The organism is Lelliottia sp. AC1, from assembly GCF_023278595.1.
Taxonomy (GTDB): domain Bacteria; phylum Pseudomonadota; class Gammaproteobacteria; order Enterobacterales; family Enterobacteriaceae; genus Enterobacter; species Enterobacter nimipressuralis.
The window spans coordinates 3,361,205-3,386,773 of record NZ_CP025699.1; the positions used below are offsets into that span (position 1 = coordinate 3,361,205).

At 55.4% G+C, this 25,569-nt stretch carries 28 protein-coding genes; 17 read left to right on the plus strand and 11 right to left on the minus strand.

The annotated features are described in order from the left end of the window. Position 1: 1 nt before the first annotated feature. Entirely contained in the window at positions 2-364 is a 363-nt protein-coding gene (locus C0560_RS15925) for a hypothetical protein (protein ID WP_102105397.1), read from the plus strand. Positions 365-597: 233 nt separating this feature from the next. After that, a complete protein-coding gene (locus C0560_RS15930) occupies positions 598-1,158 on the plus strand; it encodes an Ail/Lom family outer membrane beta-barrel protein (protein ID WP_107702982.1) in 561 nt (186 codons plus the stop codon). 17 nt (positions 1,159-1,175) lie between these two features. On the opposite strand, the gene C0560_RS15935 is transcribed toward C0560_RS15930, so the two are convergent. Continuing rightward, positions 1,176-2,075 carry a LysR family transcriptional regulator gene (locus tag C0560_RS15935; protein WP_100779212.1) on the minus strand — a complete coding sequence of 300 codons (900 nt, stop codon included), beginning with the start codon at positions 2,073-2,075 and terminating at the stop codon, positions 1,176-1,178. A gap of 83 nt (positions 2,076-2,158) precedes the next feature. On the opposite strand from C0560_RS15935, the gene C0560_RS15940 reads away from it, so the two are divergent. Next, complete coding sequence (locus C0560_RS15940) at positions 2,159-2,776, plus strand: short chain dehydrogenase (protein WP_123428767.1); 618 nt, start codon at positions 2,159-2,161, stop codon at positions 2,774-2,776. On the opposite strand, the gene C0560_RS15945 is transcribed toward C0560_RS15940, so the two are convergent. From C0560_RS15945 to C0560_RS15975, 7 genes are all read right to left on the minus strand, one after another. Next, on the minus strand, positions 2,770-3,504 hold the full coding sequence (locus tag C0560_RS15945) for a bifunctional 2-polyprenyl-6-hydroxyphenol methylase/3-demethylubiquinol 3-O-methyltransferase UbiG (protein WP_248859044.1): 735 nt from the start codon (positions 3,502-3,504) through the stop codon (positions 2,770-2,772). The genes C0560_RS15940 and C0560_RS15945 overlap by 7 nt on opposite strands. A gap of 92 nt (positions 3,505-3,596) precedes the next feature. Beyond that, on the minus strand, positions 3,597-4,976 hold the full coding sequence (locus C0560_RS15950) for an amidohydrolase family protein (RefSeq protein WP_248859045.1): 1,380 nt from the start codon (positions 4,974-4,976) through the stop codon (positions 3,597-3,599). A gap of 23 nt (positions 4,977-4,999) precedes the next feature. Beyond that, a complete protein-coding gene (locus C0560_RS15955) occupies positions 5,000-5,950 on the minus strand; it encodes a carbamate kinase family protein (RefSeq protein WP_248859046.1) in 951 nt (316 codons plus the stop codon). Positions 5,951-6,035: 85 nt separating this feature from the next. Further along, positions 6,036-7,580 (minus strand): xanthine permease, encoded by a 1,545-nt coding sequence (locus C0560_RS15960; protein WP_248859047.1) that lies wholly within the window; start codon positions 7,578-7,580, stop codon positions 6,036-6,038. 11 nt (positions 7,581-7,591) lie between these two features. Further along, positions 7,592-9,007: a DUF1116 domain-containing protein gene (locus C0560_RS15965; protein WP_371923354.1), complete on the minus strand. Its 1,416-nt coding sequence runs from the start codon at positions 9,005-9,007 to the stop codon at positions 7,592-7,594. Beyond that, a complete protein-coding gene (gene fdrA, locus C0560_RS15970) occupies positions 9,007-10,548 on the minus strand; it encodes an acyl-CoA synthetase FdrA (RefSeq protein ID WP_248859048.1) in 1,542 nt (513 codons plus the stop codon). The genes C0560_RS15965 and fdrA overlap by 1 nt, the downstream gene beginning before the upstream one ends. A 108-nt stretch (positions 10,549-10,656) precedes the next feature. Then, complete coding sequence (locus C0560_RS15975; RefSeq protein ID WP_100779204.1) at positions 10,657-11,262, minus strand: ankyrin repeat domain-containing protein; 606 nt, start codon at positions 11,260-11,262, stop codon at positions 10,657-10,659. Between the two features lie 105 nt (positions 11,263-11,367). Here C0560_RS15975 and C0560_RS15980 point away from each other — a divergent pair, with 105 nt between their 5' ends. Both C0560_RS15980 and C0560_RS15985 read left to right on the plus strand, forming a co-directional pair. Next, positions 11,368-11,562: a hypothetical protein gene (locus C0560_RS15980; protein ID WP_248859050.1), complete on the plus strand. Its 195-nt coding sequence runs from the start codon at positions 11,368-11,370 to the stop codon at positions 11,560-11,562. Positions 11,563-11,627: 65 nt separating this feature from the next. Further along, positions 11,628-12,557 (plus strand): LysR substrate-binding domain-containing protein, encoded by a 930-nt coding sequence (locus C0560_RS15985; RefSeq protein WP_100779203.1) that lies wholly within the window; start codon positions 11,628-11,630, stop codon positions 12,555-12,557. A gap of 9 nt (positions 12,558-12,566) precedes the next feature. On the opposite strand, the gene C0560_RS15990 is transcribed toward C0560_RS15985, so the two are convergent. Then, positions 12,567-12,725: a YqaE/Pmp3 family membrane protein gene (locus C0560_RS15990; protein WP_100779202.1), complete on the minus strand. Its 159-nt coding sequence runs from the start codon at positions 12,723-12,725 to the stop codon at positions 12,567-12,569. Positions 12,726-12,945: 220 nt separating this feature from the next. Between C0560_RS15990 and C0560_RS15995 the strand changes: the two genes are divergently transcribed. Next, the gene (locus tag C0560_RS15995) at positions 12,946-13,125 is read left to right on the plus strand and encodes a hypothetical protein (protein WP_100779201.1); all 180 of its coding nucleotides are present in this window, start codon (positions 12,946-12,948) and stop codon (positions 13,123-13,125) included. Positions 13,126-13,165: 40 nt separating this feature from the next. On the opposite strand, the gene stpA is transcribed toward C0560_RS15995, so the two are convergent. Then, a complete protein-coding gene (stpA, locus tag C0560_RS16000) occupies positions 13,166-13,570 on the minus strand; it encodes a DNA-binding protein StpA (protein ID WP_100779200.1) in 405 nt (134 codons plus the stop codon). Between the two features lie 645 nt (positions 13,571-14,215). Here stpA and alaE point away from each other — a divergent pair. After that, positions 14,216-14,665, plus strand: a complete 450-nt coding sequence (gene alaE, locus C0560_RS16005) for an L-alanine exporter AlaE (RefSeq protein ID WP_102105408.1) — start codon at positions 14,216-14,218, stop codon at positions 14,663-14,665. Between the two features lie 32 nt (positions 14,666-14,697). Here the strand turns inward: alaE and C0560_RS16010 are convergent, their stop codons facing one another. Continuing rightward, the gene (locus C0560_RS16010) at positions 14,698-15,042 is read right to left on the minus strand and encodes a DUF2002 family protein (RefSeq protein ID WP_100779198.1); all 345 of its coding nucleotides are present in this window, start codon (positions 15,040-15,042) and stop codon (positions 14,698-14,700) included. A gap of 160 nt (positions 15,043-15,202) precedes the next feature. Between C0560_RS16010 and C0560_RS16015 the strand changes: the two genes are divergently transcribed. The 10 genes from C0560_RS16015 (at position 15,203) to mprA (ending at position 25,449) form a co-directional block, all read left to right on the plus strand. Then, the gene (locus tag C0560_RS16015; protein ID WP_100779197.1) at positions 15,203-15,529 is read left to right on the plus strand and encodes a DUF883 domain-containing protein; all 327 of its coding nucleotides are present in this window, start codon (positions 15,203-15,205) and stop codon (positions 15,527-15,529) included. 261 nt (positions 15,530-15,790) lie between these two features. Continuing rightward, complete coding sequence (nrdH, locus tag C0560_RS16020; protein WP_100779196.1) at positions 15,791-16,030, plus strand: glutaredoxin-like protein NrdH; 240 nt, start codon at positions 15,791-15,793, stop codon at positions 16,028-16,030. Further along, positions 16,027-16,437, plus strand: a complete 411-nt coding sequence (gene nrdI, locus C0560_RS16025) for a class Ib ribonucleoside-diphosphate reductase assembly flavoprotein NrdI (protein ID WP_100779195.1) — start codon at positions 16,027-16,029, stop codon at positions 16,435-16,437. The genes nrdH and nrdI overlap by 4 nt, the downstream gene beginning before the upstream one ends. Next, positions 16,410-18,554: a class 1b ribonucleoside-diphosphate reductase subunit alpha gene (gene nrdE / locus C0560_RS16030; RefSeq protein WP_248859052.1), complete on the plus strand. Its 2,145-nt coding sequence runs from the start codon at positions 16,410-16,412 to the stop codon at positions 18,552-18,554. The genes nrdI and nrdE overlap by 28 nt, the downstream gene beginning before the upstream one ends. Positions 18,555-18,563: 9 nt before the next feature. Beyond that, entirely contained in the window at positions 18,564-19,523 is a 960-nt protein-coding gene (nrdF, locus tag C0560_RS16035) for a class 1b ribonucleoside-diphosphate reductase subunit beta (protein WP_248859053.1), read from the plus strand. A 389-nt stretch (positions 19,524-19,912) separates the two neighbouring features. Next, positions 19,913-21,115 carry a glycine betaine/L-proline ABC transporter ATP-binding protein ProV gene (gene proV / locus C0560_RS16040; protein WP_123428749.1) on the plus strand — a complete coding sequence of 401 codons (1,203 nt, stop codon included), beginning with the start codon at positions 19,913-19,915 and terminating at the stop codon, positions 21,113-21,115. Beyond that, on the plus strand, positions 21,108-22,175 hold the full coding sequence (gene proW, locus C0560_RS16045) for a glycine betaine/L-proline ABC transporter permease ProW (RefSeq protein ID WP_100779191.1): 1,068 nt from the start codon (positions 21,108-21,110) through the stop codon (positions 22,173-22,175). Before proV ends, proW begins: the two co-directional genes overlap by 8 nt. Positions 22,176-22,184: 9 nt before the next feature. Then, the gene (gene proX, locus C0560_RS16050) at positions 22,185-23,180 is read left to right on the plus strand and encodes a glycine betaine/L-proline ABC transporter substrate-binding protein ProX (RefSeq protein WP_100779190.1); all 996 of its coding nucleotides are present in this window, start codon (positions 22,185-22,187) and stop codon (positions 23,178-23,180) included. A 172-nt stretch (positions 23,181-23,352) separates the two neighbouring features. Then, the gene (locus tag C0560_RS16055) at positions 23,353-24,537 is read left to right on the plus strand and encodes an MFS transporter (protein ID WP_100779189.1); all 1,185 of its coding nucleotides are present in this window, start codon (positions 23,353-23,355) and stop codon (positions 24,535-24,537) included. 381 nt (positions 24,538-24,918) lie between these two features. Further along, a complete protein-coding gene (gene mprA, locus C0560_RS16060) occupies positions 24,919-25,449 on the plus strand; it encodes a transcriptional repressor MprA (RefSeq protein ID WP_100779188.1) in 531 nt (176 codons plus the stop codon). The last annotated feature ends 120 nt before the right edge of the window (positions 25,450-25,569 follow it).

Below are 25,569 nucleotides of genomic sequence, written 5' to 3' on the forward strand. Positions count from 1 at the left end.
AATGACATTACGTCGCGGCTTACTTTTACTTTGTCCTCTTTACTTAACCGGATGCGTTGTTGCCGATCTGGATTCGACCAATTATCAGTACGTCCCCTATGTCCAGACCATCCAGAAAAAAGGCACGCTCGGACATACCAATACGGCGCAGCGCAAACAGGATCTTTACGCCTGTGGTTTAGACAAAAAAATTGATCCTGACACGCAGCCATTTAACCGTAATCAGCTTGTCGGAGGCGAAACGATGGCACAGCACGACAAGCGAATCGCCCATCTTGAGAATTGCATGATGGAAAAAGGCTATGTGTTACTCGATTTTGGTCAATGTGGCCCCTTAAAAGCCCCGACCGGAAAATGTAATTAACGAAATAAAAGCGCCAGCGGATTGCACCCTAATTAAAATAACGCCCTCCCCTACCAATATAGGGGAGGGTTACACCAGGAATATTCCGGGCTTTAGGATTAATCCCCATTTCATCGCCTGCCAAAAAAACCAACAATTTTAACCGTTTCATTTGCCATGGATTTTCCATGACATTTTTGCCGGATGACACCGGCGTGACCCACTATAAAATAACGGCACAAGGATTACGGAAAATGAAAAAAATATCTCTGGCGGTATTCGTGGCGGCAAGCCTTGCCAGCGGCGCAGCTCTTGCGGATAACCAGACGGTTTCTCTTGGCTATGCGCAGAGCAAAGTTGAGAACTTTAAAAATATTCGCGGTGTTAACGCGCAATATCGTTACGAATGGGACTCCCCGCTCAGCGTCATCGGTTCTTTCACCTATATGAGCGGCGATGACGACCAGAAATATTATGTCGATTCTGATTCCGTCAAAAATCATATCGACGTGAAATATTATTCCCTGATGGCCGGTCCGGCTTATCGCATTAATGAATATGTTTCGTTATATGCGCTGGGCGGCGTGGCACATACCAAAGCCGATGTGGATACCAAATGGGTGAACGCGGGCGACGGCTATACGCAAAAAGACAGCCTCTCTGAAAAATCGACCTCTTTTGCTTACGGCGCGGGGGTGCAATTTAACCCAACCGACGAACTGGCCGTTAACGTCGGTTACGAAGGGACGAACGCCGATATCGACGGCAGCCACTCGATTAATGGCTGGAACGTCGGCGTCGGGTATCGCTTCTAATTCTGCCCTGCCCCTCTCTATGGAAGAGGGGCTATTGTCGACACATGCTGAACAAGGTGAGCAATAAACTGTGTCAGTTTCGGCAACGGACGTAAATCCTGGCGCCAGAGAAGGTGCACTGGTCTCGGCTGCGGAGTGAAAGGCGCCAGCACGCGGATCAACCGTCCACTCGCCAGCTCGTCGGCCACCAGCACTTCCGGTTGTAATAACAAACCCGCCCCGGCAACCGCCGCCGTGCGCAATCCATATCCGTCGTTACAGCGCAGGATCGCATCGCGCTTCCAGCGCACCTCCCCTTCCACGCCCGGCAGCCGCCACTCGTTGCGCGCGGTCCAGACCGTATGCGACAGGCACAGATGATCGACCAGATCGGCAGGCGTTTGCGGCGTGCCGTGGCGCGCCAGATAGTCCGGCGCTGCGCAGATCACCATCCGGTAAGGACAGAGATATTTCGCGACCAGATCGTCGTTACGAATATCACCGATACGGATCGCCAGATCGAAGCCCTCGTTGACCATATCCACCATCCGGTTAGTCAGATCCAGCTCGACGCGCACCTCCGGCCACGCCTGAAGAAAGGTCGCCGTGAGCGGCGCGATGACACACCCGCCAAAGGAGGTCGGCGCGCTGACGCGCAGCGTGCCAGCCGGGGCTGCACGCAGGCGCTCCACGGCGCTTTCGGCAATCGACACCTGCTCCAGCACCCGTTTCGCCTCGTCGTAAAACACCCGCCCGGCGTCTGTCAGGCTCTGGCGGCGCGTGTTGCGCTCCAGCAGACGCGTGCCAAGCTGCGTCTCCAGCAGGGCAATGTACTTTCCAACCATCACCGCCGACATCTCCAGCCGACTCGCCGCCAGCGTAAAACTGCCGCTTTCGACCACGGCGATAAAAGTCTCCATGCCGCGAAGCTTATCCATATTGCAAACCCCTGGTTAGTAATGCTCTAACTTTAGCCCAGTTTATCCGAATTCTGTTTTATTAAAGAATGGAGGCTCACAACATGAAGGAGTCTGCTATGAAAATTGTCATTATTGGTGCCAGCGGTACGGTTGGCCGCGCCGTGACAGAAGAGCTTAGCCGTAAACACGAGGTCATTCGCGTTGGCCGCACGCAGGGTGATGAGCAGGTGGATATTACCTCGCAGGAGAGCGTGCAGGCCCTGTTCGAAAAAATCGGCCCGGTGGATGCGATTGTCTCGGCCAGCGGCGGGCTGCATTTTGGCCCCCTGGCGACCATGAAAGACAGCGATTTCAACCAGGGTTTGCAGGACAAGCTGCTGGGGCAAGTGCGCCTGGCGCTTACCGGACAGCACTACCTGAACGAAGGCGGGTCCATTACCCTGATCAGCGGAATTGTCGCCCACGAGCCAATTGCCCAGGGGGTGAACGCCACCACCGTGAATGCGGCGCTCGAAGGGTTTGTGCGCGCTGCGGCCTGCGAACTGCCGCGCGGCATTCGTATCAACCTGATTAGCCCGACGGTGCTGACCGAATCCGCCGAAGCCTACGACGGATTCTTCCCCGGCTTTGAAAGCGTGCCTGCCGCCACCGTCGCGCTGGCCTATCGCCGCAGCGTGGAAGGCGTGCAGAGTGGCCGGGTCTATAAAGTCGGTTACTGAGGCTTAACGGCGGCGATCAACACCAGCATCGGTCGCTCCGCTTCTTCGGCCAGCGCGGGCAAGGCGTCAATCTGCGCCTGCGTTGGACCCCACTCGTTGACTTCGCGAAGGCTTAAACCTGCGTGAATCAGCGCATTCAGCGTCGTGCCAAGCGTGCGGTGATATTTGATCACGCCGTCCGCCAGCCAGTTGCTGACGCGCTGTCCCTCCTGCTGATACTGATTCACTCCCCAGAACCGCTCGCCGTTGTCATCCGTCAGCCAGCCCTGGCGCGAAGCGCAGGTGTAGATCGGATGCTCCATCGAAAAGACCAGGCTGCCGCCGGGTTTGAGCGCACGCTGAACGTGTCGAAAAAGCGTATCGAGTTCCGGCAGATAGTGCAGCGCAAGCGAGCTGTAAACCAGATCGAGACTGTTGTCTTCCAGTTTCACATCCTCGAGATCGCGGCGTTGATACGTGATGGCGGGATCGGCGGTAAGCTCGGCGGCACGGGCGAGCATTTTCTCGGAGATATCGACGCCCGTCACCTGCGCCGCGCCGAGTTCACGCGCGCTGCGGCAGAACCAGCCGTAACCGCAGCCCAGATCGATGACCGTTTTACCGGCCAGATCGGGCAGCATGGATTTGAGCGTCGGCCATTCCGGTGCGCCGTCCAGCCCCTGCACCGAGCGCGGAAGCTGGGCGTAGCCCTCGAAAAACGCCGGATTGTCGTAGATATTTTGTGCCATCGCAGATCCCTCTTGGTGAATATGCGTAGCAGTATATCGCAGGGTTTGGGTTTTGTTGGCCGGGTAAGGCGTAACCGTCACCCGGCGCACTGTTAGCTCACGGTGCCCCACACCAGGTTCCCGTTATGGAACGTCGCGGTTCGCGGGGAAATGCGCGCAACGGCTTCTGCCGAGCAGGAGGCGTCCACCAGCACAAAACTCGCGGCATCCTGCGCTTTCGGCCACACGCGTTCGCCTTTGTCGTTCAGTGGCAGTACGTTGCCGGTCGCAATGCCCAACGCGCGGGACAGCGTTTGCTCGTTCGGACGGATATAGAGCTGCGCATACAGGTTCGCTTTTTCCAGCATGTCTCCCAGACCGTACGGCGACCAGTGGTCGATCACGCTGTCGGTGCCCGTCATCACAAATACGCCTTTATCGCGCAACTGTTTGAGCGGCATGTGTAAGGTGCCAATCGGCACGGTCGAGGCGACGGTGATTTGCTGCGCCGCCATGCGCGTGGCCAGGGCATCCACTTGCTGTTCGTTAAGCGTCGCCAGCGCAAAGCCGTGGCTGATGGTCAGCTTTCCCTTTAACGCTGGGGTTTTCTCGACCGTCTCCACCATATAATTCACTGCCGCCACGCCTGCGGGGCTGGTCTCGTGCAGGTGGATATCCACCCCTTTGTCATAATCCAGCGCGATCTGGAACATGGTATCGAGCGATTTTTCCATCGCGCCGTCGACGTTAGTCGGGTCCAGCCCGCCGACGTAGTGCGCCCCGGCCTGCATCGCTTCACGCATCAGCGGTTCGCATTTTGACAGCAGCAGCCCATGCTGCGGGAACGCAACAATTTCGCAGTCAAAACCGGGCTTACGCCGCGCCAGCACCGCCTGCAGGTTTTCCAGATTCGTCAGGCCGGAGGTCGGTTCGATATTGCAGTGGCTGCGGGCGATGGTTGAGCCTTTGGACTGAATCAGGTCGATCAGCTTTTCCGCACGTTCCTGCGTATAAGGTTGCAGCTCGGGCAGCAGTTTTTGTTCGAGGCGGATCATGTCCTGAATAGTGGTACCCGCCGGGCGATTCAGCGAGCGCCACGGGCCGCCGTAGAAGGTCTTGTCCAGATGGATGTGCATGTCGCGCATCGCCGGGAGCATCAGCTTGCCTCCCGCATCGTAATGGGGCAGCGCGCTGTCGGCATGGCTTTTGTTGTCACGCAGGGCGACGATTTTGCCGTCCTGGATCTCCAGGGTTTTAAGTTCGGTGCGAGTGCTGGTTGCCACATCACCGTCGACGTTAAATCCGGCCTCCAGCAGCACGTTGTCGAGGTAGTAATGTTTCGCGGTGATGTTCATCGTTTTGCCCGTCTCGCAGGTGTTCTTCGCTGTCTCAGCAGCATACGCGACGGAGCCGGTCGCGCCAAACAGCGCACAGGCAGTGACCATTTTGCCGCTCTGGCTGATAAACTCACGGCGGCTTTTATTCTCTTTCATCGTATCTTCCTTTTCGTGCTCTTTTACACATTCACAATGTGAGTGCCGGTCTCACCGCGCAGCGCCGCAGGCAGGCAGTCTGGCGAGGTAATGATGACCCGTTTGCCGCCCTGTTTCAGGAACGCCAGACTGGCGACTATTTTCGGCAACATACTGCCCGCCGGGAAATGGCCCTCATCCATGTAGCGCGTCATCTGCGCCACGCTGACGGTATCCAGCGCCTGCTGGTTCGGCTTGCCAAAGTTGATGCACACCTTCTCAACGCCGGTGGTGATCACCAGTACATCGGCGGCGATTTCGCGCGCCAGCAACGCGGTGGAGAGATCTTTATCAATCACCGCGTCGACGCTCTGATAATCCCCCTCTTGAGTGCGGATCACCGGAATCCCGCCGCCTCCGGCGCCGATCACCACAAAGCCTTTTTGCGTCAGCGCTTTGATGGCGTCGGCTTCAACGATGCGCACCGGCTGCGGCGAGGCGACCACCCGACGATAGCCGCGCCCGGAATCCTCGACAAAGTGCCAGTCCGGATGGGCGAGCTGCAGCTCATTGCGCTGCGCTTCACTGAAGAAGGCACCGATAGGTTTAGTCGGATGGGTAAAGCCGGGATCGTGTTGATCCACTTCCACCTGGGTGACCACCGTCACCGCCTTTTGCTCCCCGCGCGCCGCGAGACGGTTGTTCAGCGCCTGCTGGATCAGATAGCCGATCCCGCCCTGCGTGTCGGCCACGCAGTTGGCGAGCGGCGTCAGGGGCAGCCCTTCGCGCTCGTGGGCAATCTCTGCACGCCTGAGATCAAGCCCCACCTGCGGGCCGTTGCCGTGGGTGAGGACGATGTCGTAGTCGGAGGCGAGCATCTCTAATACCGACTCCGCCACCGCTTTGACCGCCTGCGCCTGATGCTCAATCGACTGACTGGCGTTATCTTTGATAATGCTGTTACCACCGATGGCGACGACCATGAGTTCTTTCATTGTGTTTCCTTTATGGGTGCGGTCTGGCCCCCTCACCCGGCCCTTCTCCCCTGTAAGAGGATGAGGGTGAGGGGATCAGGCATTATCAGGACTCAGAAACCGGCGCGACCGACCGCGCGACTTCGCGGCTGTCCAGCACATGTTTCACCACGAACATCCCGCTCATCATCAGGTACGCCGTCACAAACATCAGCGAACTGCCTTCGGCAAATCCCACCACCGGCGCGTGAATCACCCCGAACAGAGCGAGCAGCGCCCCTACCGCCGCGGCAATCGCTCCGCGCAGGGGTTTATTGATGATGGCGAAGATCGCGATACACCCCCAGAGCATGCTGGCGAGCGGTGCGCCGTTGCCCAGATGCACCAGCCCTTCGTAGTAGATGCCTTTGCTGTGCAGCACGTCGGTGCCGATTTTCGCCGCATTGGTTCCCGCCGCGCCCATCACGTTGTTCATCATGGTCAGCGCCCAGTTGGCGATCCACGGGAACAGACAGATAAAGATGACGGGCACCTCCACTTTGGGCGTTTCCCTCACCACCTGGTTGGCGGTGACGACGCCGATAAACACCAGAATCGGCACGATGGCGGTCATCGGAATGATGGCGAGCATAAAGGCCCCCAGCCCGAAAAGCGGCACGATGAACATGGTGACGCCCGACGCCAGGGTGTAGCCAATGCTTGCGCCCATCGCTTTCCAGCCCGCGTGACCGACGTAGACCGTCACCGGGAACGGGTTGCCCATCAGACAGCCGAGCATGGAGGCCAGACCGTTCGCCAGCATCACCTTGCGGGTCGGGTATTCGTCTCCCGCCGCGTGGGCGCTTTCGATGTTTTCGAGGTCAAAGATATAGTTCGCCAGCCCCAGTGGAACCGCCGAGGCCAGGTACGGCAGGGCGTGCGGCAGACCTTGCATGAAACTGTCAACGTGGACTTCCGGCGGGTTAAAGCCGAACGATGACATGGACGCTTTGATCGCTTCCGGGCTTTGCAGACCGGAGATCCACGCCAGCGCCGTCCCGGCGATCAACAGCAACAGACCGGTCGGGATGCGGGCGAAGATCGGTTTTTTGCCGAACCAGTTGATGAAGATCAGCAGCAGCACGATGAAGGAGACCGTCGGCGCTTCGAACGCCTGCAGCATCGGGTTCATCGCCAGCAGCAGCAGACCTAAACCGGACAGGCACGACAGCAGCACGGTGCGCGGGATCATCTTGCGGATGGTTTCACCTAAAAATGAGCCGCCCGCCAGAATCATCGCTTCAACAAAGCACCACACCAGACCAATCTGGATGGCGAAATCCGCGTCGCCGGTCTGCTGGTAAACCGGCATCAGCACCAGGAACGTCACCGTGAAAATGGACGGCGCGCTTGGGCCAGAGGGCAGAGCCGTCACATCCGTGCGCCCGGTCTGGCGCTGCATCTGCAGGCCAAACCACGCGTAGCAAATGCTGGCGACCAGCACCGCCAGCCCGAAGGCTGGCGCGATACGTCCATAAACAATCTCTTTCGGGATGCCGACGACAAAAATGAGCAGCCCCATCATGGTCAGCAAATTGGTCAGGTTGTTGGTCATCAGGCCGAAATAGGCCGCCCAGTCACCTCTTTTCCACTCCAGTTTCATGCTTTTCATGGATGCTTGCCTTATAAAAAGTAGCGATCGCGGAAGGTCAACAGCGCCTTTTCAAAACAGCTAAATGGCGGGTGAACGATGCCCGCCCCAATCATGCCGATCCCGGCGTCTTTGTGGGCAATGGCGGTGTTGATCACCGGCAGGATGCCGCTGGCGGCAACTTTAGTGATATCAATCGCCGTCGGAATGCCCATAAACGAGAGCAGCGGAATGGTGACGTTCGGGTTTTCGCCGAGGGTGATTTCGCGCATCTGGCGCGAGAAGTCGATGGCTTCGTCCACCGTACCGCCCACTAGCGCGACAATCGCCGGAGCTGTCGCCATCGCGAACCCGCCGATGCCGTAGGTTTCGGTGATAGCGCTGTCGCCGATATCCAGACCGGAGTCCTCCGGCTTGTAACCGGCGAACATTGGGCCGATCACCTGCTGCGCCGGGCCGGTAAACCACTGCCCCGGCAGGCCGGAGATGCGCAGGCCGAATTCATAGCCGTTGCGCGCCATGGTAGTGACGACGGTGCTGTATTCGATACCGTGCGCCGCATCCAGCGCGGCTTTGCACATTGCCATCCACGTCGGGCCGGAGAAGTAGTCGCTGCTCGCCACGAACTCGAACACCTGACGCTGCTGCTCCACCGAATAACCGGCCTGAATCAGCCCCGGCGTCAGGGCCTGGATCAGAAGCGTAGTGCCCGCGTTATTGCGGTTGTGGCACTCGTCGCCCATGTGCAGCGCCTGGGCCAGCATTAAGCGCAGATCGATTTCGCCGATGATTTTCATCGCATCGCGCAGCATCGGGCCGAGCACGTCGCGCATCCAGTTCAGACGGTCGATCACACTCTGATCGTTGGCCCCCATGCGCAGGATTTTTGCCATCTGCTCACTGAGGTTGGTGAACGCGCGATTACCGTAGGTTTTGTTCTCGACGATGTGCATAAACATCGACGCCGACGTGACGCCCGCCATTGAGCCGACGCAGTCGTGTTCGTGGCACGGCGAGAACGTGATTTTCCCGGAGGCCGCCAGGCGTTCGGCGTCGCTCAGAGAATCAGCCAGCCCTTCAAACACCAGCGCCCCCGTCACCGCACCGCGCATCGCGCCGCACATGTTTTCCCACGCCACCGGTGGCCCGGCGTGCAGGATGGTCGTAGGGGTCATGCCAGGCACCACGTTGATGGCCTGATCGAAGCCCACCAGCACCGGATGGGACTGGATAATCCGCTCCAATGCCAGTTTGTTGGCGGCGGCAATTTTCCCGGCAAGGGTCGGCTGTGCCAGCTGATCCAGCGCCTCGACCACCTGCAGATTGCCCTGCCCCGGCGGCGTCCAGTCGAGCTGCGTGACCGGGACGTGCTGTTTTTTCAGATCGTCGCTGAACAGGGCGATGCCTACGTTAATGACGTTCAACGGCTGGTTAAATAAGGTTTTCATCAGGCTTTATCTCCTTTGCAGACAAATTCACGCGCCAGTAATCCGGTGTTAGTGCTACTGCTCGCCCAGATCACACCTGCGTCTGTCAGCAGCTGGCACTGCTGCGACAGGGACGGAGTATCCAGGTCGGTGCCCAGCACGTAGCCGAGGATCTCAAGCGGGCGGTTGTCCGCTTTGGCAATGGCCTGCGCCTCTTTGATGGCGTCGATCATCACCCCGACCGGATCCTCGTGAGAGCCGAAACCGAGCACGAAATCCATCACGATGACGCCCACTTCCGGGTCGCGCGCCTCCTGCAACAGGCGGCTGATGCGGTTGGTCGGATCGATCATCGGGTGCGGTTTGCCGTTGGTGAAATCATCGTCGCCAAAATCGAGGAAAGTGTGGGCCTGGCTGACGTTGAGATCCGCCAGACGTTTGGTCGGGTCCGGCTGGATGTTGCTGTAGACGTCGTCGAATTTTTCCAGCGCCGCGAACATCGCTTCGTCACACAGGGTGCCGCCGCAGAACAGACCGCGAATGTACTTTTGCTGTGGCGTGAGGCGCGCGCGCACCTCTTCAATTAATGGCCAGTTGAGCGGGTGGAGATCGAGAGACTCTTTTTTGATGCCCGTGAGCAGAACCGCTTTCAGGGCCGCCTCTTTGGTGCCACGCGCGAACTGTAAACCCGCTTCATCGGCTGGCGGTTCGTTGCGACCGAGGAAACAGACAACGACCGGTTTGCGGCAGGCGCGGGCGCGGGCCAGCACGTTTTCGGCCACCTTCGGCGCAGGCGGTTTGGAGATGAGCGCGATCACTTCAGTGGCCTCGTCGGCTTCCAGCATGTCGATGGCGTCGAGCATCATCAGGCCGCCGATCTTTTCGCTCAAATCGCGCCCGCCGGTGCCGATCAGCTGTGAAATTCCGCCGCCAAACTCATGAATACGCGCGCTCAACTCCTGGCTACCGGTCCCCGACGCGCCGACGATGCCAATCGGCCCGCGACGTACCGCGTTGCCAAAGCAAAGTGCTGCGCCGTTGATAATGGCGGTTCCGCAGTCGGGTCCCATCATCAGCAGACCTTTCTGGTGCGCCAGCTGCTTGAGGGCCAGTTCGTCGTCGAGGCTGACGTTGTCGGAGAAGAGCATCACGTTGAGATCGTTTTCCAGCGCCTGGCGTGCTTCGCGGGCGGCGAACAGGCCGTTGACGGAGATCACCGCCAGATTGCTGTCGGGGCGATGCGTTTTGGCGCTGGCGAGGGTAGCGAAACGGGCTTCGTGCGCGCCGCCGCTCTCTTTACGGGTAAATAAGGCTTCGATGGCAGCCAGCGTTTCGTCACTGGCGGCCTCGCCTTTAATCACAATCATCAGGTCGCCGTTTTTAGCGTCCTGCAATTCCGGCGTTAATAATCCCAGGTTTTTTAATACGCCTTTATTCATTTCAGTCGCCATCGCCACAAATGCCTGTTCCACACCGGGCAATTTATTGGCTTTGGTCGAGACCGACATCAGTGAGACAGAATCAAAATAGGTATTCTTTTTAATAACGATTTTGGTGGGCATGTTTTCCTCCCGAATGCGGGCAAAAGGGGGCCGCCATCATGATTAAGGCATGATGGTAAACGTGAAAAAATTCAGGTCAGGCAAGCCCGAAACGGCTTGCCGAAGACATTACGCGCCGGCGGCTAACAGCAGTTCAGCAATCGCGTGATAGCCTTTTTCGCGCGCCAGTTCGAGCGGGGTTTTCCCGTATTTGTCGGTCATGTGCGGATTGGCGCCGTGGTCGAGGAGTAATTTGACGATCTCCTGCTGTTTCGCCCCGCCGTCGTTGAGGACGATGGCTTCCAGTAAGGGCGTCCAGCCGACAAAGTTGGTGTGGTTAACGTTGATATCCGTATGCGCCAGCAGCTCGCGGACAATCTCCACGTGGCCTTTTTCGCTCGCGGGGGTAATCCCCACGCCGCCAAAGCGTGACAGGCGATCGAGATCCGGATTAGCCGGCAGGACAATGCGCAGCAAGGTGAGGTCATTCGTCAGGCAGCTAATTAAGAACGGGTTAAAACAGGTCTGGTCCTGTTTATCGATATCCGCACCGGCGGAAATAAGGAATTCAACGCAAGGATAATGCTTTTTCAGGCTGGCAATAATAATGGCGGTTCTTTTCTGGCGATTGGTGGCATTGATGTCCACCCCTTTTTCCAGACAGGCTTTGAGTGCATCCAGATTGCCCTGCTCTGCCGCCAGCAGAAATTCAGTAACGAGTTCATTTGCAGACATATTCAGACTCCGATGTTTTCATTTCTGATGACCTGAGAATAGCAACAGCCCCGTGATAAAAGAATCCGCTTAAATTTCATTCATCGTAAGGACAGGGATTATTGAATGGAAATCAACAGTCGGGCCAAAACGTGCGTCGGTGCAATGTTTTTCTTATCGTTGACGCCCTTTTCCGCCGTAAAAGCGCATTCTGCTTATGTCTCTACACGCCTTGCCTGGCGCGGCCTGAAACAAAATAGCAGAAGTGTGATAGTGCTCAAACGAGATGTAACTGCAGTGTTAAATATTGTTCAAAACTGATTGCCGTTACGGGCGATTACAAATAGATTCAACAATACCACTGAGGCTTATGTAAGGGCTGCGCCATGAATTCGATATTTACCGAAGAGAACCTGCTGGCCTTTACCGCCGCCGCACGCTTCGGCAGTTTTAGCAAAGCGGCCGAAGAGCTGGGCGTGACCACTTCCGCCATCAGCTACACCATCAAACGGATGGAGACGGGGCTGGACGTGGTGCTGTTTGTGCGCAATACGCGCAGCATCGAGCTGACGGAGTCCGGGTTTTACTTTTACCGTAAAGCGACGGATCTGCTGAATGACTTCCACGCCATCAAACGCGGAATTGATACCATTTCACAGGGTATCGAAGCGCGGGTGCGGATCTGTATCAACCAGCTGTTATACACACCGCGTCATACCGCCCGGCTGTTACAGGTCTTAAAAAAACAGTTCCCCACCTGCCAGATCACCGTCACCACCGAGGTGTATAACGGCGTGTGGGATTCGATCATTAATAATCAGGCCAATATTGCGATTGGCGCGCCGGATACACTGCTCGACGGCGGCGGGATCGATTACACGGAAATCGGCGCGATTCGCTGGGTTTTTGCTATCTCTCCCCAGCACCCGCTGGCGTTTTCCCCGGAGCCGATTGCCGAGAGCCAGCTGCGCCTCTATCCCAACATCATGGTCGAAGACACGGCGCATACGATCAATAAAAAAGTGGGCTGGTTGCTGCACGGGCAGGAGGCGATTCTGGTGCCGGACTTTAACACCAAATGTCAGTGTCAGATTTTGGGCGAGGGAATTGGTTTTTTACCGGAACATATGGCGCGCGAAGCGGTAGAAGATGGATTACTGGTGACGCGACGCATTAACAATCCGCGCCAGGACTCGCGCATGCTGCTGGCCACGCAGCATGCCGCGACCGGCCAGGTGACCCGCTGGATCAAACAGCAGTTTGGGCCTCAGGGGGTACTGACCGGGATATATAGCGATTTACTGTGGCGTGATTAACGCGCGTTTTTAATCGCGGCTCTGCACCCAGAAGGCGTGAATAAGCCCCGGGATGTAACCCAGCAGCGTCAGAATGATATTCAAAATAAACGCCCAGCCGAAACCTTTACCGAGCAGAACACCCAGTGGCGGGATCAGAATAGTAATAACGATACGCCAGAAACCCATACTTTCTCCATTCAAGCTAAAAAAAGAACATTGTTAAAAAAAGTTTTAACGTTAAGCGTAGCGAGTTTACCGTGTCGCGCCATTCCTTAAGTCTGCTTTTACGCTCCTTTACCCTTTTTACAATCACTTAGACTAACGATTAAGGGGTATTCACGCGTTACACCTGTACCCGGCTGATGACGTGGGCTAAGGTAAGAAATACCAAAACGAGGAGGACATTATGTTTACTGTTGGAGATGTTGTGCAGCCACGTATGGGCGGGCCAAAACTGAAAGTCGTTGAAGTGCATGACGATCAAATTGTTGCCGTGCAGGCGAGCAATGAGCAGGGAGAGAAGTTTACGCTGAAGGCGGCGGATGTGGCGTTGTATAAAGAAGACGGCGATTTCGGCGTCTGCTGAAAGCTCAGGGCGGTGAGATACCGCCCTGATGTGAAATCACTTAGATTAAGAAATCATCCAGTGACTGGCCATTTGCCAGCGCAGTGGCAATTGGCTTAGGCGTACGGCCCTGGCCGGTCCAGGTTTTCACTTCGCCGTTAGCGTCAGTAAAACGGTATTTCGCTTCACGCGCCTGGCGTTTTTGCGGCTGGCTGGCACCTTTCAGAACGTCTTTACCCAGCAGATCTTCTGGAGAAATACCGTCAGCTTTCATCAGCTCTAACAGAGCATTAATTTTCTGCTGCTGTTCAGCCTGCTGACTCTGCATTTCATCTTGCTCATTACGTTTTTCTTCCGTAACAATGCGGAATTTTTCCAGCATTTCTTCAAGCACATCAACAGAAAACTCGCGCGCCATTGCGCGAAGGGTACGGATATTATTAAGATTTTGTAACATTGAAGACATATTACTGAAGACCTTTTATGAGTTGATTCAATGAGCAATAGTTCAATATGGTAATCCACTTTACTTTGAATATCCAGCGAGATTCCTCCCAGACTTTTATTAAGGATATTCAACAATATTTAATTAATTATCCTTACCTTTATTTGCATTCCATTCAATATTGCTTTTGTTTAGCTCACACTTTCTATTTCTTCTGAGCAGGTTTTTGACCAAACGCTGCCCCTCTCTCGCGCAATGCTGAATAATCACTCAACTGTTAAGCATAACTAAACAAGATAACGTTCAGAACAATTCACCACTAAACAGGCGAAAATAGAACATTGATAACACGTCGCGACGTTTTTACCCGTTCGGAAGTTGAGTCTGCTGAGACGATAATTTTCTCGAATACATCTTATTGCTCATACTCACTCATTTAATTGATTTACAAGCATATTTGCAAGATAAAAACAGAAAGCACCACCGTAGAGAAAAAGTGGGATGTTTTAGAGCATTTCGTGGACAAAAGGTCATTAAATAAATATTTTTCACTCATTGTGACTTTCAAAGCAGAGAGATACTCTATACACGCTCAACAAACCAACCTAAAGCACCATTCGCTGCAGGTAAAATCTCTGTTTTGTGTTCTTCTCAAGGAGTTCGGACATGTTCTCACCGCAGTCTCGCCTGCGCCATGCAGTTGCAGACACTTTCGCGATGGTCGTCTACTGTTCCGTAGTGAACATGCTGATCGAGATATTCCTCTCCGGAATGTCTTTTGAGCAGTCCCTTTCTTCCAGACTGGTGGCCATTCCGGTCAACATTCTTATTGCATGGCCGTATGGTTTTTACCGTGACGCCGTTATGCGCCTGGCGCGCCGTGTTAGCCCGTCGGGCTGGCTCAAAAACCTGGCAGACGTGCTGGCTTACGTCACCTTCCAGTCACCGGTGTATGTGGCGATTTTGCTGACCGTCGGCGCAGACTGGCATCAGATTGCGGCTGCCGTCAGCTCGAATATTGTGGTGTCGATGTTGATGGGTGCGGCCTATGGCTACTTCCTGGACTACTGTCGCCGCCTGTTTAAAGTCAGCCAGTATCATCAGTCTCAGGCGTAAAGTGCTGCGACTGGCCGCTGCCAGTCGCGTGTTTATTGCGGTTCGCCAAACAGACCTGTCAGAAATCGCTCCAGCGCCATGCGGGAGCTAAAACCATGCGGAATACCGTAATGCTGGTGCCGTTCTCCGGCTAAATACAGCGGAAATTCCTGATAATGATCGCAGGTTTTGATATCCGTGGCAGGTTCAGCAAACGACAAACTACGGTCTTTAAGGGTGGGGTGAATAATCAGCGCAGTGCGTCCCATTCGGGCTTCGCGGTTAACATAGACATAATTATCGCCACGGCGATATCCGTATGTTTTTTGAGTCACTGCATCCATGATGAAACCCGCTTTTTCAAGAACGCGCGCCACCTCATCGGGTCGTAAATACATATTTTATCCTCGTTATCTTTTCCTGCGGGCCAACCTTACAATAATCATCGTTGGCAACGCTTTCAGATAAATCCATAAAGGCCACGATAAGTCGTGACTCGCTTCAGATATTAAAAACCTGGACTAAACTGTGTGTGAACGCATAATTATGGAGGATCGTATGTTTAACAGACCGAACCGAAACGATATTAATGACGACGCTCAGGATATTCGTAACGATGTCAGCCAATTAGCCGACACACTGGAGGATGTATTGAAATCCTGGGGCTCTGATGCAAAGGATGAGGCGGATGTCGCCAGACGTAAGGCTCAGTCTCTGCTGCGTGAAACCCGCGCCCGGATGCATGGCCGCTCACGCACCACGCAGGCCGCCTGCGATGCGATTGGATGTGCCAATACCTTTATCCGTGAAAAACCGTTGTACGCTGTGGGGACCGTTGCCGCAGTAGGGATTTTTATCGGTGCCTTGCTGACGCTGCGTAAATAACCTTAAAACGCGTCATTTGCTGACCCTCGTTCGCCTCTGCGATCGGGGGTTTTTATTTTTACGGTCAAAAAAACGCCAGAAGCCGCGTGCAGCCTGCCCCTCCTCGCATCGCTCATCATCAAGGCAAAATCAATTGATAAATCCCATATCTTGTATGGTTGAAACTTACATCAACTACATCTAGTATTCCCTCTAACAAGACACACACAACCCGACGCGCTCATTCGCGCCGCTCCTTCATTCTAAATGGAAATACGAATCATGAGCATTACTATTTACACTCGTAACGACTGTGTTCAGTGCCACGCCACGAAACGTGCAATGGAAAACCGTGGCGTCGCGTTTGAGATGGTGAATGTGGACTTGCAGCCCGATGCGGCAGACGCCCTGCGCGCGCAAGGATTTCGTCAGCTTCCGGTGGTGATCGCCGGGGAAACCAGCTGGTCAGGCTTTCGCCCGGACATGATTAATCGCCTGCAAACGCAGGCCGTCAGCGCATGAGTCTGCTCGTCTACTTCTCCAGCAGCTCGGAAAATACGCTGCGCTTTATCGAGCGTCTCGGGCTGCCCGCCGTGCGTATTCCGCTCAACGAGCGCGAGCGCATTCAGGTAGACGAGCCTTATATTCTGGTGGTCCCCAGCTATGGCGGCGGTGGAACGGCGGGCGCGGTGCCCCGTCAGGCAATCCGCTTTCTTAATGATCCCCACAACCGGGCGCTGATTCGCGGTGTGATCGCCGCAGGCAATCGCAATTTTGGCGACGCGTTCTGCCGTGCCGGGGATGTTATCTCTCAAAAGTGCGGCGTGCCGTATCTCTATCGTTTTGAACTGATGGGGACACAGCAGGACGTAGAGAACGTGCGTAAAGGAGTGAACGAATTTTGGCAACGACAACCGCAGAACGCGTAGTGCAAGGCTCAACGGATTACCATGCCCTGAACGCTATGCTGAACCTCTACGATCGCGAGGGGAATATTCAGTTTGGCAAAGACCACGAGGCGGTGGAGGCCTTTTTTGCCGCCCACGTCCGCCCGAACACGCTCTCTTTTGCCAGCCAGCAGGCGCGCCTCGACTATCTGGTCAACGAAGGTTATTACGAAGCGCGGGTGCTGACGCGCTACGATCGCGACTTTGTGGTGAAACTGTTTGAACGCGCTCACGCCAGCGGTTTCCGTTTCCAGACGTTCCTCGGCGCCTGGAAGTATTACACCAGCTACACGCTCAAAACCTTCGATGGCAAACGCTATCTGGAAAGTTTTGAAGATCGCGTCTGTATGGTGGCCTTAACGCTCGCGCAGGGTGATGAAGCGCTGGCACTACAGCTGACGGACGAGATCCTCTCGGGCCGCTTCCAGCCCGCCACGCCGACATTCCTCAACTGCGGGAAAGCCCAGCGCGGTGAGCTGGTCTCCTGCTTCCTGCTGCGTATCGAAGACAATATGGAGTCGATTGGCCGGGCGGTGAACTCGGCCCTGCAGCTTTCCAAACGCGGGGGCGGGGTCGCGTTTCTGCTGTCGAATCTGCGGGAGTCCGGCGCGCCGATCAAGCGCATTGAAAACCAGTCCTCTGGCGTGATCCCGGTGATGAAAATGCTGGAAGATGCGTTTTCTTACGCTAACCAACTGGGTGCGCGTCAGGGCGCGGGCGCGGTGTATCTCCACGCCCATCACCCGGATATCCTGCGGTTTCTCGATACCAAACGCGAAAACGCCGACGAAAAAATCCGCATCAAAACGCTGTCCCTCGGGGTGGTGATCCCGGATATCACCTTCCAGCTGGCGAAAGAGAATGCCGAGATGGCCCTCTTCTCGCCTTATGACATTGAGCGTATCTACGGCAAGCCGTTTGGCGATGTGGCCATTAGCGAACTGTACGACGAACTGGTCGCTGACGATCGCATTCGCAAAAAAACCATTAATGCCCGCGACTTTTTCCAGACGCTGGCCGAGATCCAGTTCGAGTCCGGCTATCCGTACATCATGTATGAAGACACGGTAAACCGCGCTAACCCGATTGCCGGGCGCATCAACATGAGCAACCTGTGCTCGGAGATTTTGCAGGTCAACAGCGCGTCGACTTACGACGAGAATCTGGATTACGCCGAAACAGGCAAAGATATCTCCTGCAATCTTGGCTCACTGAATATTGCCCATACCATGGATTCCCCGAATTTTGGCCGCACTGTGGAAACCGCGATTCGTGGCCTGACGGCGGTGTCGGACATGAGCCACATCCGCAGCGTGCCGTCGATCGAAGCCGGGAACGCCGCGTCTCACGCCATCGGGCTGGGACAGATGAATTTGCACGGCTATCTGGCGCGCGAAGGCATTCCTTACGGCAGTGCCGAAGGGCTGGATTTCACCAATTTCTATTTCTACACCATCACCTGGCATGCCTTGCATACTTCAATGATGCTGGCCCGCGAGCGTAACCAGCGCTTCGCCGGGTTTGAACAGTCGCGCTACGCCAGCGGAGAGTATTTTAATCAGTATCTGGAAAGTGACTGGCAGCCGAAAACCGAGAAAGTGCGGGCGTTGTTCGCCCGTGCCGGGGTCCCGATTCCGACGCGCGAGATGTGGCGGCAGCTGCGCGCCGACGTCATGCAGTACGGCATCTACAACCAGAACCTGCAGGCGGTGCCGCCAACCGGATCGATTTCCTATATCAACCACGCGACGTCGAGCATTCACCCTATCGTCTCGAAAATTGAGATCCGCAAGGAAGGCAAAACCGGACGCGTCTACTATCCCGCGCCGTTTATGACCAACGAGAACCTGGCGCTCTATCAGGATGCCTATGAAATCGGCCCGGAGAAGATTATTGATACCTACGCCGAGGCGACCCGCCATGTGGATCAGGGGCTGTCGCTGACGTTGTTCTTCCCCGATACCGCCACCACGCGCGATATCAACAAGGCGCAGATTTACGCCTGGAAGAAAGGCATCAAAACCCTGTACTACATTCGCCTGCGTCAGCTTGCGCTGGAAGGCACCGAAATTGAAGGCTGCGTGTCCTGCGCGCTGTAAGGAGAAAGGATGAAACTGTCACGCGTATGCGCCGTTAACTGGAACAAAATTCAGGACGATAAAGATCTGGAGGTGTGGAACCGCCTGACCAGCAACTTCTGGCTGCCGGAAAAAGTGCCGCTCTCCAACGATATTCCGGCGTGGGCCACCCTCAGCCACGCCGAACAGCAGCTGACCATTCGCGTGTTTACCGGGCTGACGCTGCTGGACACTATTCAGAACACCGTCGGCGCCCCGGCGCTGATGGCGGATTCACTGACGCCTCACGAAGAGGCGGTGATGTCGAATATCAGCTTTATGGAGGCGGTCCACGCCCGTTCCTACAGCTCGATTTTCTCGACGCTGTGCCAGACCAAAGATGTGGATGCGGCCTATACCTGGAGCGAAGAGAGTGCCCCGCTCCAGCGCAAAGCCCAGCTGGTGCTGGAGTATTACCAGGCCGATGAGCCGCTGAAGAAGAAAATCGCCAGCGTGTTCCTGGAATCTTTCCTCTTCTATTCCGGCTTCTGGCTGCCGATGTACTGGTCGAGTCGCGGCAAGCTGACCAACACCGCCGATTTGATTCGCCTGATCATCCGCGACGAAGCGGTTCACGGGTATTACATCGGCTATAAATATCAGAAAGGACTGGAGAAAATTAGCGAAGCAAAACGCGAGGAGCTGAAAGGTTTTGCGCTGGATTTGCTGATGGATCTTTATGACAACGAGCTGAGCTACACGGAAGAGCTGTATGCGGGAACCGGCTGGGAGGAGGATGTCAAAGCGTTCCTCTGCTACAACGCCAACAAAGCGCTGATGAATCTCGGCTATGAGGCGCTGTTCCCGCCGGAGATGGCGGAGGTGAATCCGGCGATATTGGCGGCGCTCTCGCCGAATGCCGACGAAAACCACGACTTCTTCTCCGGGTCCGGCTCATCCTACGTGATGGGTAAAGCGGTGGAAACGGAGGACGAGGACTGGGATTTTTAGCACGGTATTTTTCCCTTCATTTTAGCCCTCTCCCTTTCGGGAGAGGGGATCGTCAAATCGCCAGACCTAACGCTCGTTAATTTAATATAAATCCCATTTTTCCCCACAAATATTCCCTGTAATCTATACTGTAATTCCAGCGTCATATTCTCCTGAATCATTCCGATCCAGAAGAAATTCCCCGACCGCGCGGCAAAAATCTCAGAAAAATTCGACACCCGCTCAGCCCTTACCTCATGGGAAATTCAGCCATTTCACCACCGGCAAAATTCGTGCCACACGCGGCACAAGGGTTGTCTCAGATTCTCAGTATGTTAGGGTATGGCCAGTTCATTATTTTTAATGGTATTGATATCGACGCTAATAAATAACGGGAATTACTCTATTGCATGGCAATTAAATTAGAAGTTAAAAATCTCTATAAAGTATTTGGCGAGCATCCGCAGCGCGCGTTCAAATATATTGAAAAAGGACTTTCAAAAGAACAAATCCTGGAGAAGACAGGATTATCCCTTGGCGTTAAAGACGCCAGTCTGGCAATTGAAGAAGGCGAGATTTTCGTCATCATGGGGTTATCCGGTTCGGGTAAATCCACTATGGTTCGCCTTCTCAATCGCCTGATTGAACCCACCCGCGGACAGGTGCTGATTGATGGCGTTGATATCGCCAGAATATCTGACGCCGAGCTTCGTGAGGTGCGCAGGAAAAAGATTGCGATGGTCTTCCAGTCATTCGCGCTAATGCCACATATGACGGTACTGGATAATACCGCTTTCGGTATGGAATTAGCGGGAATCCCTGCGGCGATTCGCCAGGAAAAAGCGCTGGATGCATTACGCCAGGTGGGACTGGAAAATTATGCCCACGGCTATCCGGATGAACTTTCTGGCGGTATGCGTCAGCGCGTCGGTTTAGCCCGCGCATTAGCCATCAATCCCGATATTTTATTAATGGATGAAGCCTTCTCGGCCCTCGATCCATTAATTCGTACCGAGATGCAGGATGAGCTGGTAAAACTGCAAGCAAAACATCAGCGAACCGTGGTCTTTATTTCCCACGATCTCGATGAAGCGATGCGTATTGGCGATCGCATTGCCATTATGCAAAATGGCGAAGTGGTGCAGGTCGGTACGCCGGACGAAATTCTGAATAATCCGGCCAATGATTATGTGCGCACCTTCTTCCGGGGCGTGGATATTAGCCAGGTGTTTAGCGCGAAAGATATTTCCCGCCGCGCGCTGGATGGCATTATTCGCCGCACGCCAGGTTTTGGCCCGCGCTCGGCGCTGAAACTGCTGCAGGACGAAGACCGCGAATATGGCTATGTCATTGAGCGCGGTAATAAATTTGTAGGCATTGTCTCCATCGACTCTCTGAAAAAAGCGCTTAGCGAAAACCAGGGAATCGATGCGGCGTTACTCGACGCTCCGCTTGCCGTGGACGCCGAAACGCCGCTCAGCGAGTTGCTCTCTCACGTCGGCCAGGCACCCTGCGCGGTTCCGGTCGTTGGAGAAGAACAACAGTACGTCGGCATCATCTCAAAACGCATGTTGCTGCAGGCTTTAGATCGCGAGGGGGCAAACAATGGCTGATCAATCTAATCCGTGGGGAACCACAGAAGCGGCAGATAGCGCCGCACAATCGGCAGACGCATGGGGAACTTCTGCGCCTGCGCCCGCTGACGGCGGTAGCACCGCCGACTGGCTCAACAGCGCTCCGGCGCCCGCACCAGAACATTTCAATATTATGGACCCGTTCCATAAAACCCTGATCCCGCTGGACAGCTGGGTGACCGAAGGCATCGACTGGGTGGTGACCCACTTCCGTCCGGTGTTCCAGGGCATTCGCGTTCCGGTGGATTACATCCTCAACGGCTTCCAGCAGATGATGCTCGGAATGCCCGCGCCTGTTGCCATTGCGCTGTTCGCGCTCATTGCGTGGCAGTTCGGCAGTGCAGGTATGGGGATCGCCACACTTATTTCACTGATTTTGATTGGTGCTATCGGTGCCTGGTCTCAGGCGATGATTACTCTGGCGCTGGTGCTCACCGCCCTGCTGTTCTGCGTAGTGATCGGTTTGCCGATGGGCATATGGCTGGCGCGCAGCCCGAGGGCGGCGAAAATTATTCGTCCGCTGTTGGATGCGATGCAAACCACGCCGGCGTTTGTCTATCTGGTGCCTATCGTAATGCTGTTCGGGATCGGTAACGTACCGGGCGTGGTCGTGACCATTATCTTCGCCTTGCCGCCGATTATCCGTCTGACCATTCTGGGGATTAACCAGGTGCCAGCCGATCTGATCGAAGCGTCACGCTCGTTCGGTGCCAGCCCGCGTCAGATGCTGTTTAAAGTGCAGCTCCCGCTGGCGATGCCCACCATTATGGCAGGCGTGAACCAGACGCTGATGCTCGCCCTCTCGATGGTGGTGATCGCCTCAATGATTGCCGTGGGTGGCCTCGGCCAGATGGTCCTGCGCGGTATCGGTCGTCTCGATATGGGACTGGCCACCGTGGGCGGCGTCGGGATCGTGATCCTCGCCATTATTCTTGACCGCCTGACTCAGGCAGTCGGTCGCGATTCACGCAGTCGAGGCAACCGTCGCTGGTACAGCACCGGCCCGGTCGGGTTGATTACCCGTCCATTCATTAAATAAGGAACAACGATGCGACATAACATCCTTTTTGCCACAGCGTTTGCCACCCTTGTCTCTACCAGCGCATTCGCCGCTGACCTGCCGGGTAAAGGCATTACCGTTCAACCGGTACAGAGCACAATTTCGGAAGAGTCCTTCCAGACCATGATCGTCAGCCGCGCCCTGGAAAAACTGGGTTATACGGTCAATAAACCGAGCGAAGTGGATTACAACGTAGGCTATACCTCGATTGCCTCTGGCGATGCGACCTTTACCGCCGTGAACTGGCAGCCGCTGCATGATGATATGTATGCCGCTGCCGGCGGGAGTAAGAAGTTTTACCGCGAAGGGACCTTCGTGACCGGCGCTGCGCAGGGCTATTTGGTCGACAAGAAAACCGCCGACAAATACCACATCACCAATGTTGAGCAGCTTAAAGATCCGAAGATCGCCAAACTGTTCGATACCAACGGTGACGGCAAAGCCGACATGATGGGCTGTTCGCCGGGCTGGGGCTGTGAGGCGGTGATTAACCACCAGAACAAAGCCTTCGATCTGGAAAAGACCGTCGACGTGAGCCACGGTAACTACTCCGCGATGATGGCAGATACCATCGCCCGCTTTAAAGAGGGTAAACCGGTGATCTACTACACCTGGACGCCGTACTGGGTGAGCGACGTGCTGAAGCCAGGTAAAGACGTGGTGTGGCTGCAGGTGCCGTTCTCTTCTCTGCCAGGTGAGCAGAAAGATATCGATACCAAGCTGCCGAACGGCATGAACTACGGTTTCCCGGTGAACACCATGCATATCGTCGCGAACAAAGCCTGGGCTGAGAAAAATCCGGCGGCGGCGAAGCTGTTCTCGGTAATGAAACTGCCGCTGGCTGATATCAACGCGCAGAATGCGATGATGCATGAAGGCAAATCGTCTGAAGCCGATGTCCAGGGTCACGTTGACGGCTGGATCAAAGCCCACCAGCAGCAGTTTGACGGCTGGGTGAACGAGGCGCTGGCAGCGCAGAAGTAACGCTTTTCCCTTACCTCGCCCTCTCCCGTCGGGAGGGGGTTAGAGTGAGGGCATCAAACTCCCCCTGGCCTAAACCGCACAAACCACCACGCAACAAATCCCCAACATTCACATTCATCCGTTATGATGGTTTCTGAAAAAATAATCACTTAACTCACGATTCCTGACTCTCATGACGAAAACTTCTCAAGGGCTTAGCCCGGCACTTATTCTGCTCATGTCTGTAGCTACCGGCCTTGCGGTTGCCAGTAACTACTATGCGCAACCTTTGCTCGACACCATCGCCCGCGCCTTTTCGCTCTCCGCCAGTTCCGCCGGTTTTATTGTGACGGCCGCCCAGCTCGGCTACGCCGCGGGCCTGCTGTTCCTCGTGCCGCTCGGCGATATGTTTGAACGCCGCAGACTGATCGTCTCCATGACGCTGCTGGCAGCGGGCGGGATGTTAATTACCGCCTCCAGCCAGTCGCTGGGGATGATGATCCTCGGTACGGCGCTGACCGGATTGTTCTCGGTCGTGGCCCAGATCCTCGTGCCGCTGGCCGCCACGCTCGCGGCGCCAGAAAAGCGCGGCAAAGTGGTGGGAACGATCATGAGCGGCCTGCTGCTGGGGATTTTGCTGGCGCGAACCGTTGCCGGGCTGCTGGCAAGTCTTGGCGGCTGGCGCACGGTCTACTGGGTCGCCAGCGTCCTGATGGTCGTGATGGCCTTTGCCCTGTGGCGCGGCCTGCCAAAAGTGAAGCAGGAAAATCATCTTAACTACCCTCAGCTTCTCGGCTCGGTGTTCAGCCTGTTCACCCAGGATAAACTTCTGAGAACGCGCGCGCTGTTGGGGTGTTTCACCTTTGCCAACTTCAGCATTCTGTGGACCTCAATGGCCTTCCTGCTGGCCTCGCCGCCATTCAACTATTCCGAAGGGGTAATTGGCCTGTTTGGTCTGGCGGGTGCGGCCGGTGCGCTGGGCGCTCGCCCTGCCGGTGGTCTGGCGGATAAAGGCAAATCCCATCTCACAACCTCCGCCGGGCTGGTGATGCTGCTCCTCTCCTGGGCGGCGATCTGGTACGGGCATATCTCGGTGCTGTCGCTGATTGTCGGGATTCTGGTCCTCGACCTGACCGTTCAGGGCGTGCATATCACTAACCAGACGGTGATCTATCGCGTGAAGCCCGAGGCTCGTAACCGCCTGACTGCCGGTTACATGACCAGCTACTTTATCGGCGGTGCTGCAGGCTCCCTGATCTCGGCGTCCGCGTGGCAGCATTACGGCTGGACCGGCGTGTGCGTGGTCGGTACCCTTGTTGCAGCCGTTAACCTGCTCATCTGGTGGCGCGGCTATCACCTTCAGGAAGCCATTATCTAAGCTTTACATCGGTTTGGGGCTTCTTAGGGTGTTAAGCAGCCCCGCACTCTGTTAAGGTGAGCGTAATTATTTATCCCAGAAATTTTACTGTGGGTGACATATTAGAATACCGCATGAATAGTTCAGACCTACTGGCTGCTCCCGGCCCCATCAGATTGCCGACATTTCCGTTCTGTTTGAAACCTCATGCTGTTTCTCATCACCCGACCCCGTCTTTCGTGGGCGTTAGCCCTTTCATTTCTGTGCTTACCGGGTCACGGATTCGCCCGGCACTTTCTGACAGTGATATCAGTTTGGCGGATATAACCGCACAAATAATTCATTTACATTATTTGTCACTGTCGTTACTATATCGACTGTAATTAATGAGGTCATGCCCAAATGGATAGTTCGTTTACCCCAATTGAACAAATGCTTAAATTTCGCGCCAGTCGCTACGAGGACTTTCCGTATCAGGAGATCCTGTTAACCCGTCTTTGCATGCACATGCAGGGTAAGCTGCTGGATAACCGCAATAAAATGCTGAAAGCTCAAGGGATTAACGAGACGTTGTTTATGGCGTTAATTACCCTGGAATCTCAGGAAGATCACAGCATTCAGCCCTCTGAATTGAGCTGCGCCCTGGGTTCTTCTCGCACTAACGCGACCCGCATCGCGGATGAGCTGGAAAAACGTGGCTGGATTGAACGCCGTGAAAGCGACAACGACCGCCGTTGCCTGCATCTGCAACTGACCGATAAAGGTCATGAATTCCTGCGTGGGGTGCTTCCACCTCAGCACAACTGTCTGCATCAGCTCTGGTCTGCCCTGAGCACAACTGAGCGCGACCAGCTAGAGCACATCACTCGCAAGCTCCTCACCCGTCTGGATCAGATGGACGAAGAGGGCGCCATTCTCGAGGCGCTAAGCTAACGCGACGACACGCTCAACCATCCAGATTACATAAGAAATACTGATAGGCCAGCACGTTACACTGCTGGCCTTTCTGACAACAGGTCGGCCCAGCCGATGTGAAAATAAGAAGATCGTGGA

Excerpts from the sequence above, each read along its gene's own strand:
- proW (WP_100779191.1), top strand. The coding sequence starts at position 21,108 with ATGGCTGATCAATCTAATCCGTGGGGAACCACAGAAGCGGCAGATAGC.
- fdrA (WP_248859048.1), bottom strand. The coding sequence starts at position 10,548 with ATGCCCACCAAAATCGTTATTAAAAAGAATACCTATTTTGATTCTGTC.
- C0560_RS15940 (WP_123428767.1), top strand. The coding sequence starts at position 2,159 with ATGAAGGAGTCTGCTATGAAAATTGTCATTATTGGTGCCAGCGGTACG.
- C0560_RS15930 (WP_107702982.1), top strand. The coding sequence starts at position 598 with ATGAAAAAAATATCTCTGGCGGTATTCGTGGCGGCAAGCCTTGCCAGC.
- C0560_RS15980 (WP_248859050.1), top strand. The coding sequence starts at position 11,368 with ATGGAAATCAACAGTCGGGCCAAAACGTGCGTCGGTGCAATGTTTTTC.
- C0560_RS15965 (WP_371923354.1), bottom strand. The coding sequence starts at position 9,007 with ATGAAAACCTTATTTAACCAGCCGTTGAACGTCATTAACGTAGGCATC.
- C0560_RS15955 (WP_248859046.1), bottom strand. The coding sequence starts at position 5,950 with ATGAAAGAACTCATGGTCGTCGCCATCGGTGGTAACAGCATTATCAAA.
- nrdF (WP_248859053.1), top strand. The coding sequence starts at position 18,564 with ATGAAACTGTCACGCGTATGCGCCGTTAACTGGAACAAAATTCAGGAC.
- C0560_RS16015 (WP_100779197.1), top strand. The coding sequence starts at position 15,203 with ATGTTTAACAGACCGAACCGAAACGATATTAATGACGACGCTCAGGAT.
- proX (WP_100779190.1), top strand. The coding sequence starts at position 22,185 with ATGCGACATAACATCCTTTTTGCCACAGCGTTTGCCACCCTTGTCTCT.
- proV (WP_123428749.1), top strand. The coding sequence starts at position 19,913 with ATGGCAATTAAATTAGAAGTTAAAAATCTCTATAAAGTATTTGGCGAG.
- C0560_RS15995 (WP_100779201.1), top strand. The coding sequence starts at position 12,946 with ATGTTTACTGTTGGAGATGTTGTGCAGCCACGTATGGGCGGGCCAAAA.
- C0560_RS15925 (WP_102105397.1), top strand. The coding sequence starts at position 2 with ATGACATTACGTCGCGGCTTACTTTTACTTTGTCCTCTTTACTTAACC.
- C0560_RS15950 (WP_248859045.1), bottom strand. The coding sequence starts at position 4,976 with ATGAAAGAGAATAAAAGCCGCCGTGAGTTTATCAGCCAGAGCGGCAAA.
- C0560_RS16010 (WP_100779198.1), bottom strand. The coding sequence starts at position 15,042 with ATGTATTTACGACCCGATGAGGTGGCGCGCGTTCTTGAAAAAGCGGGT.
- C0560_RS15935 (WP_100779212.1), bottom strand. The coding sequence starts at position 2,075 with ATGGATAAGCTTCGCGGCATGGAGACTTTTATCGCCGTGGTCGAAAGC.
- nrdH (WP_100779196.1), top strand. The coding sequence starts at position 15,791 with ATGAGCATTACTATTTACACTCGTAACGACTGTGTTCAGTGCCACGCC.
- C0560_RS16055 (WP_100779189.1), top strand. The coding sequence starts at position 23,353 with ATGACGAAAACTTCTCAAGGGCTTAGCCCGGCACTTATTCTGCTCATG.
- stpA (WP_100779200.1), bottom strand. The coding sequence starts at position 13,570 with ATGTCTTCAATGTTACAAAATCTTAATAATATCCGTACCCTTCGCGCA.
- C0560_RS15975 (WP_100779204.1), bottom strand. The coding sequence starts at position 11,262 with ATGTCTGCAAATGAACTCGTTACTGAATTTCTGCTGGCGGCAGAGCAG.
- alaE (WP_102105408.1), top strand. The coding sequence starts at position 14,216 with ATGTTCTCACCGCAGTCTCGCCTGCGCCATGCAGTTGCAGACACTTTC.
- C0560_RS15960 (WP_248859047.1), bottom strand. The coding sequence starts at position 7,580 with ATGAAAAGCATGAAACTGGAGTGGAAAAGAGGTGACTGGGCGGCCTAT.
- nrdI (WP_100779195.1), top strand. The coding sequence starts at position 16,027 with ATGAGTCTGCTCGTCTACTTCTCCAGCAGCTCGGAAAATACGCTGCGC.
- C0560_RS15990 (WP_100779202.1), bottom strand. The coding sequence starts at position 12,725 with ATGGGTTTCTGGCGTATCGTTATTACTATTCTGATCCCGCCACTGGGT.
- C0560_RS15945 (WP_248859044.1), bottom strand. The coding sequence starts at position 3,504 with ATGGCACAAAATATCTACGACAATCCGGCGTTTTTCGAGGGCTACGCC.
- C0560_RS15985 (WP_100779203.1), top strand. The coding sequence starts at position 11,628 with ATGAATTCGATATTTACCGAAGAGAACCTGCTGGCCTTTACCGCCGCC.
- mprA (WP_100779188.1), top strand. The coding sequence starts at position 24,919 with ATGGATAGTTCGTTTACCCCAATTGAACAAATGCTTAAATTTCGCGCC.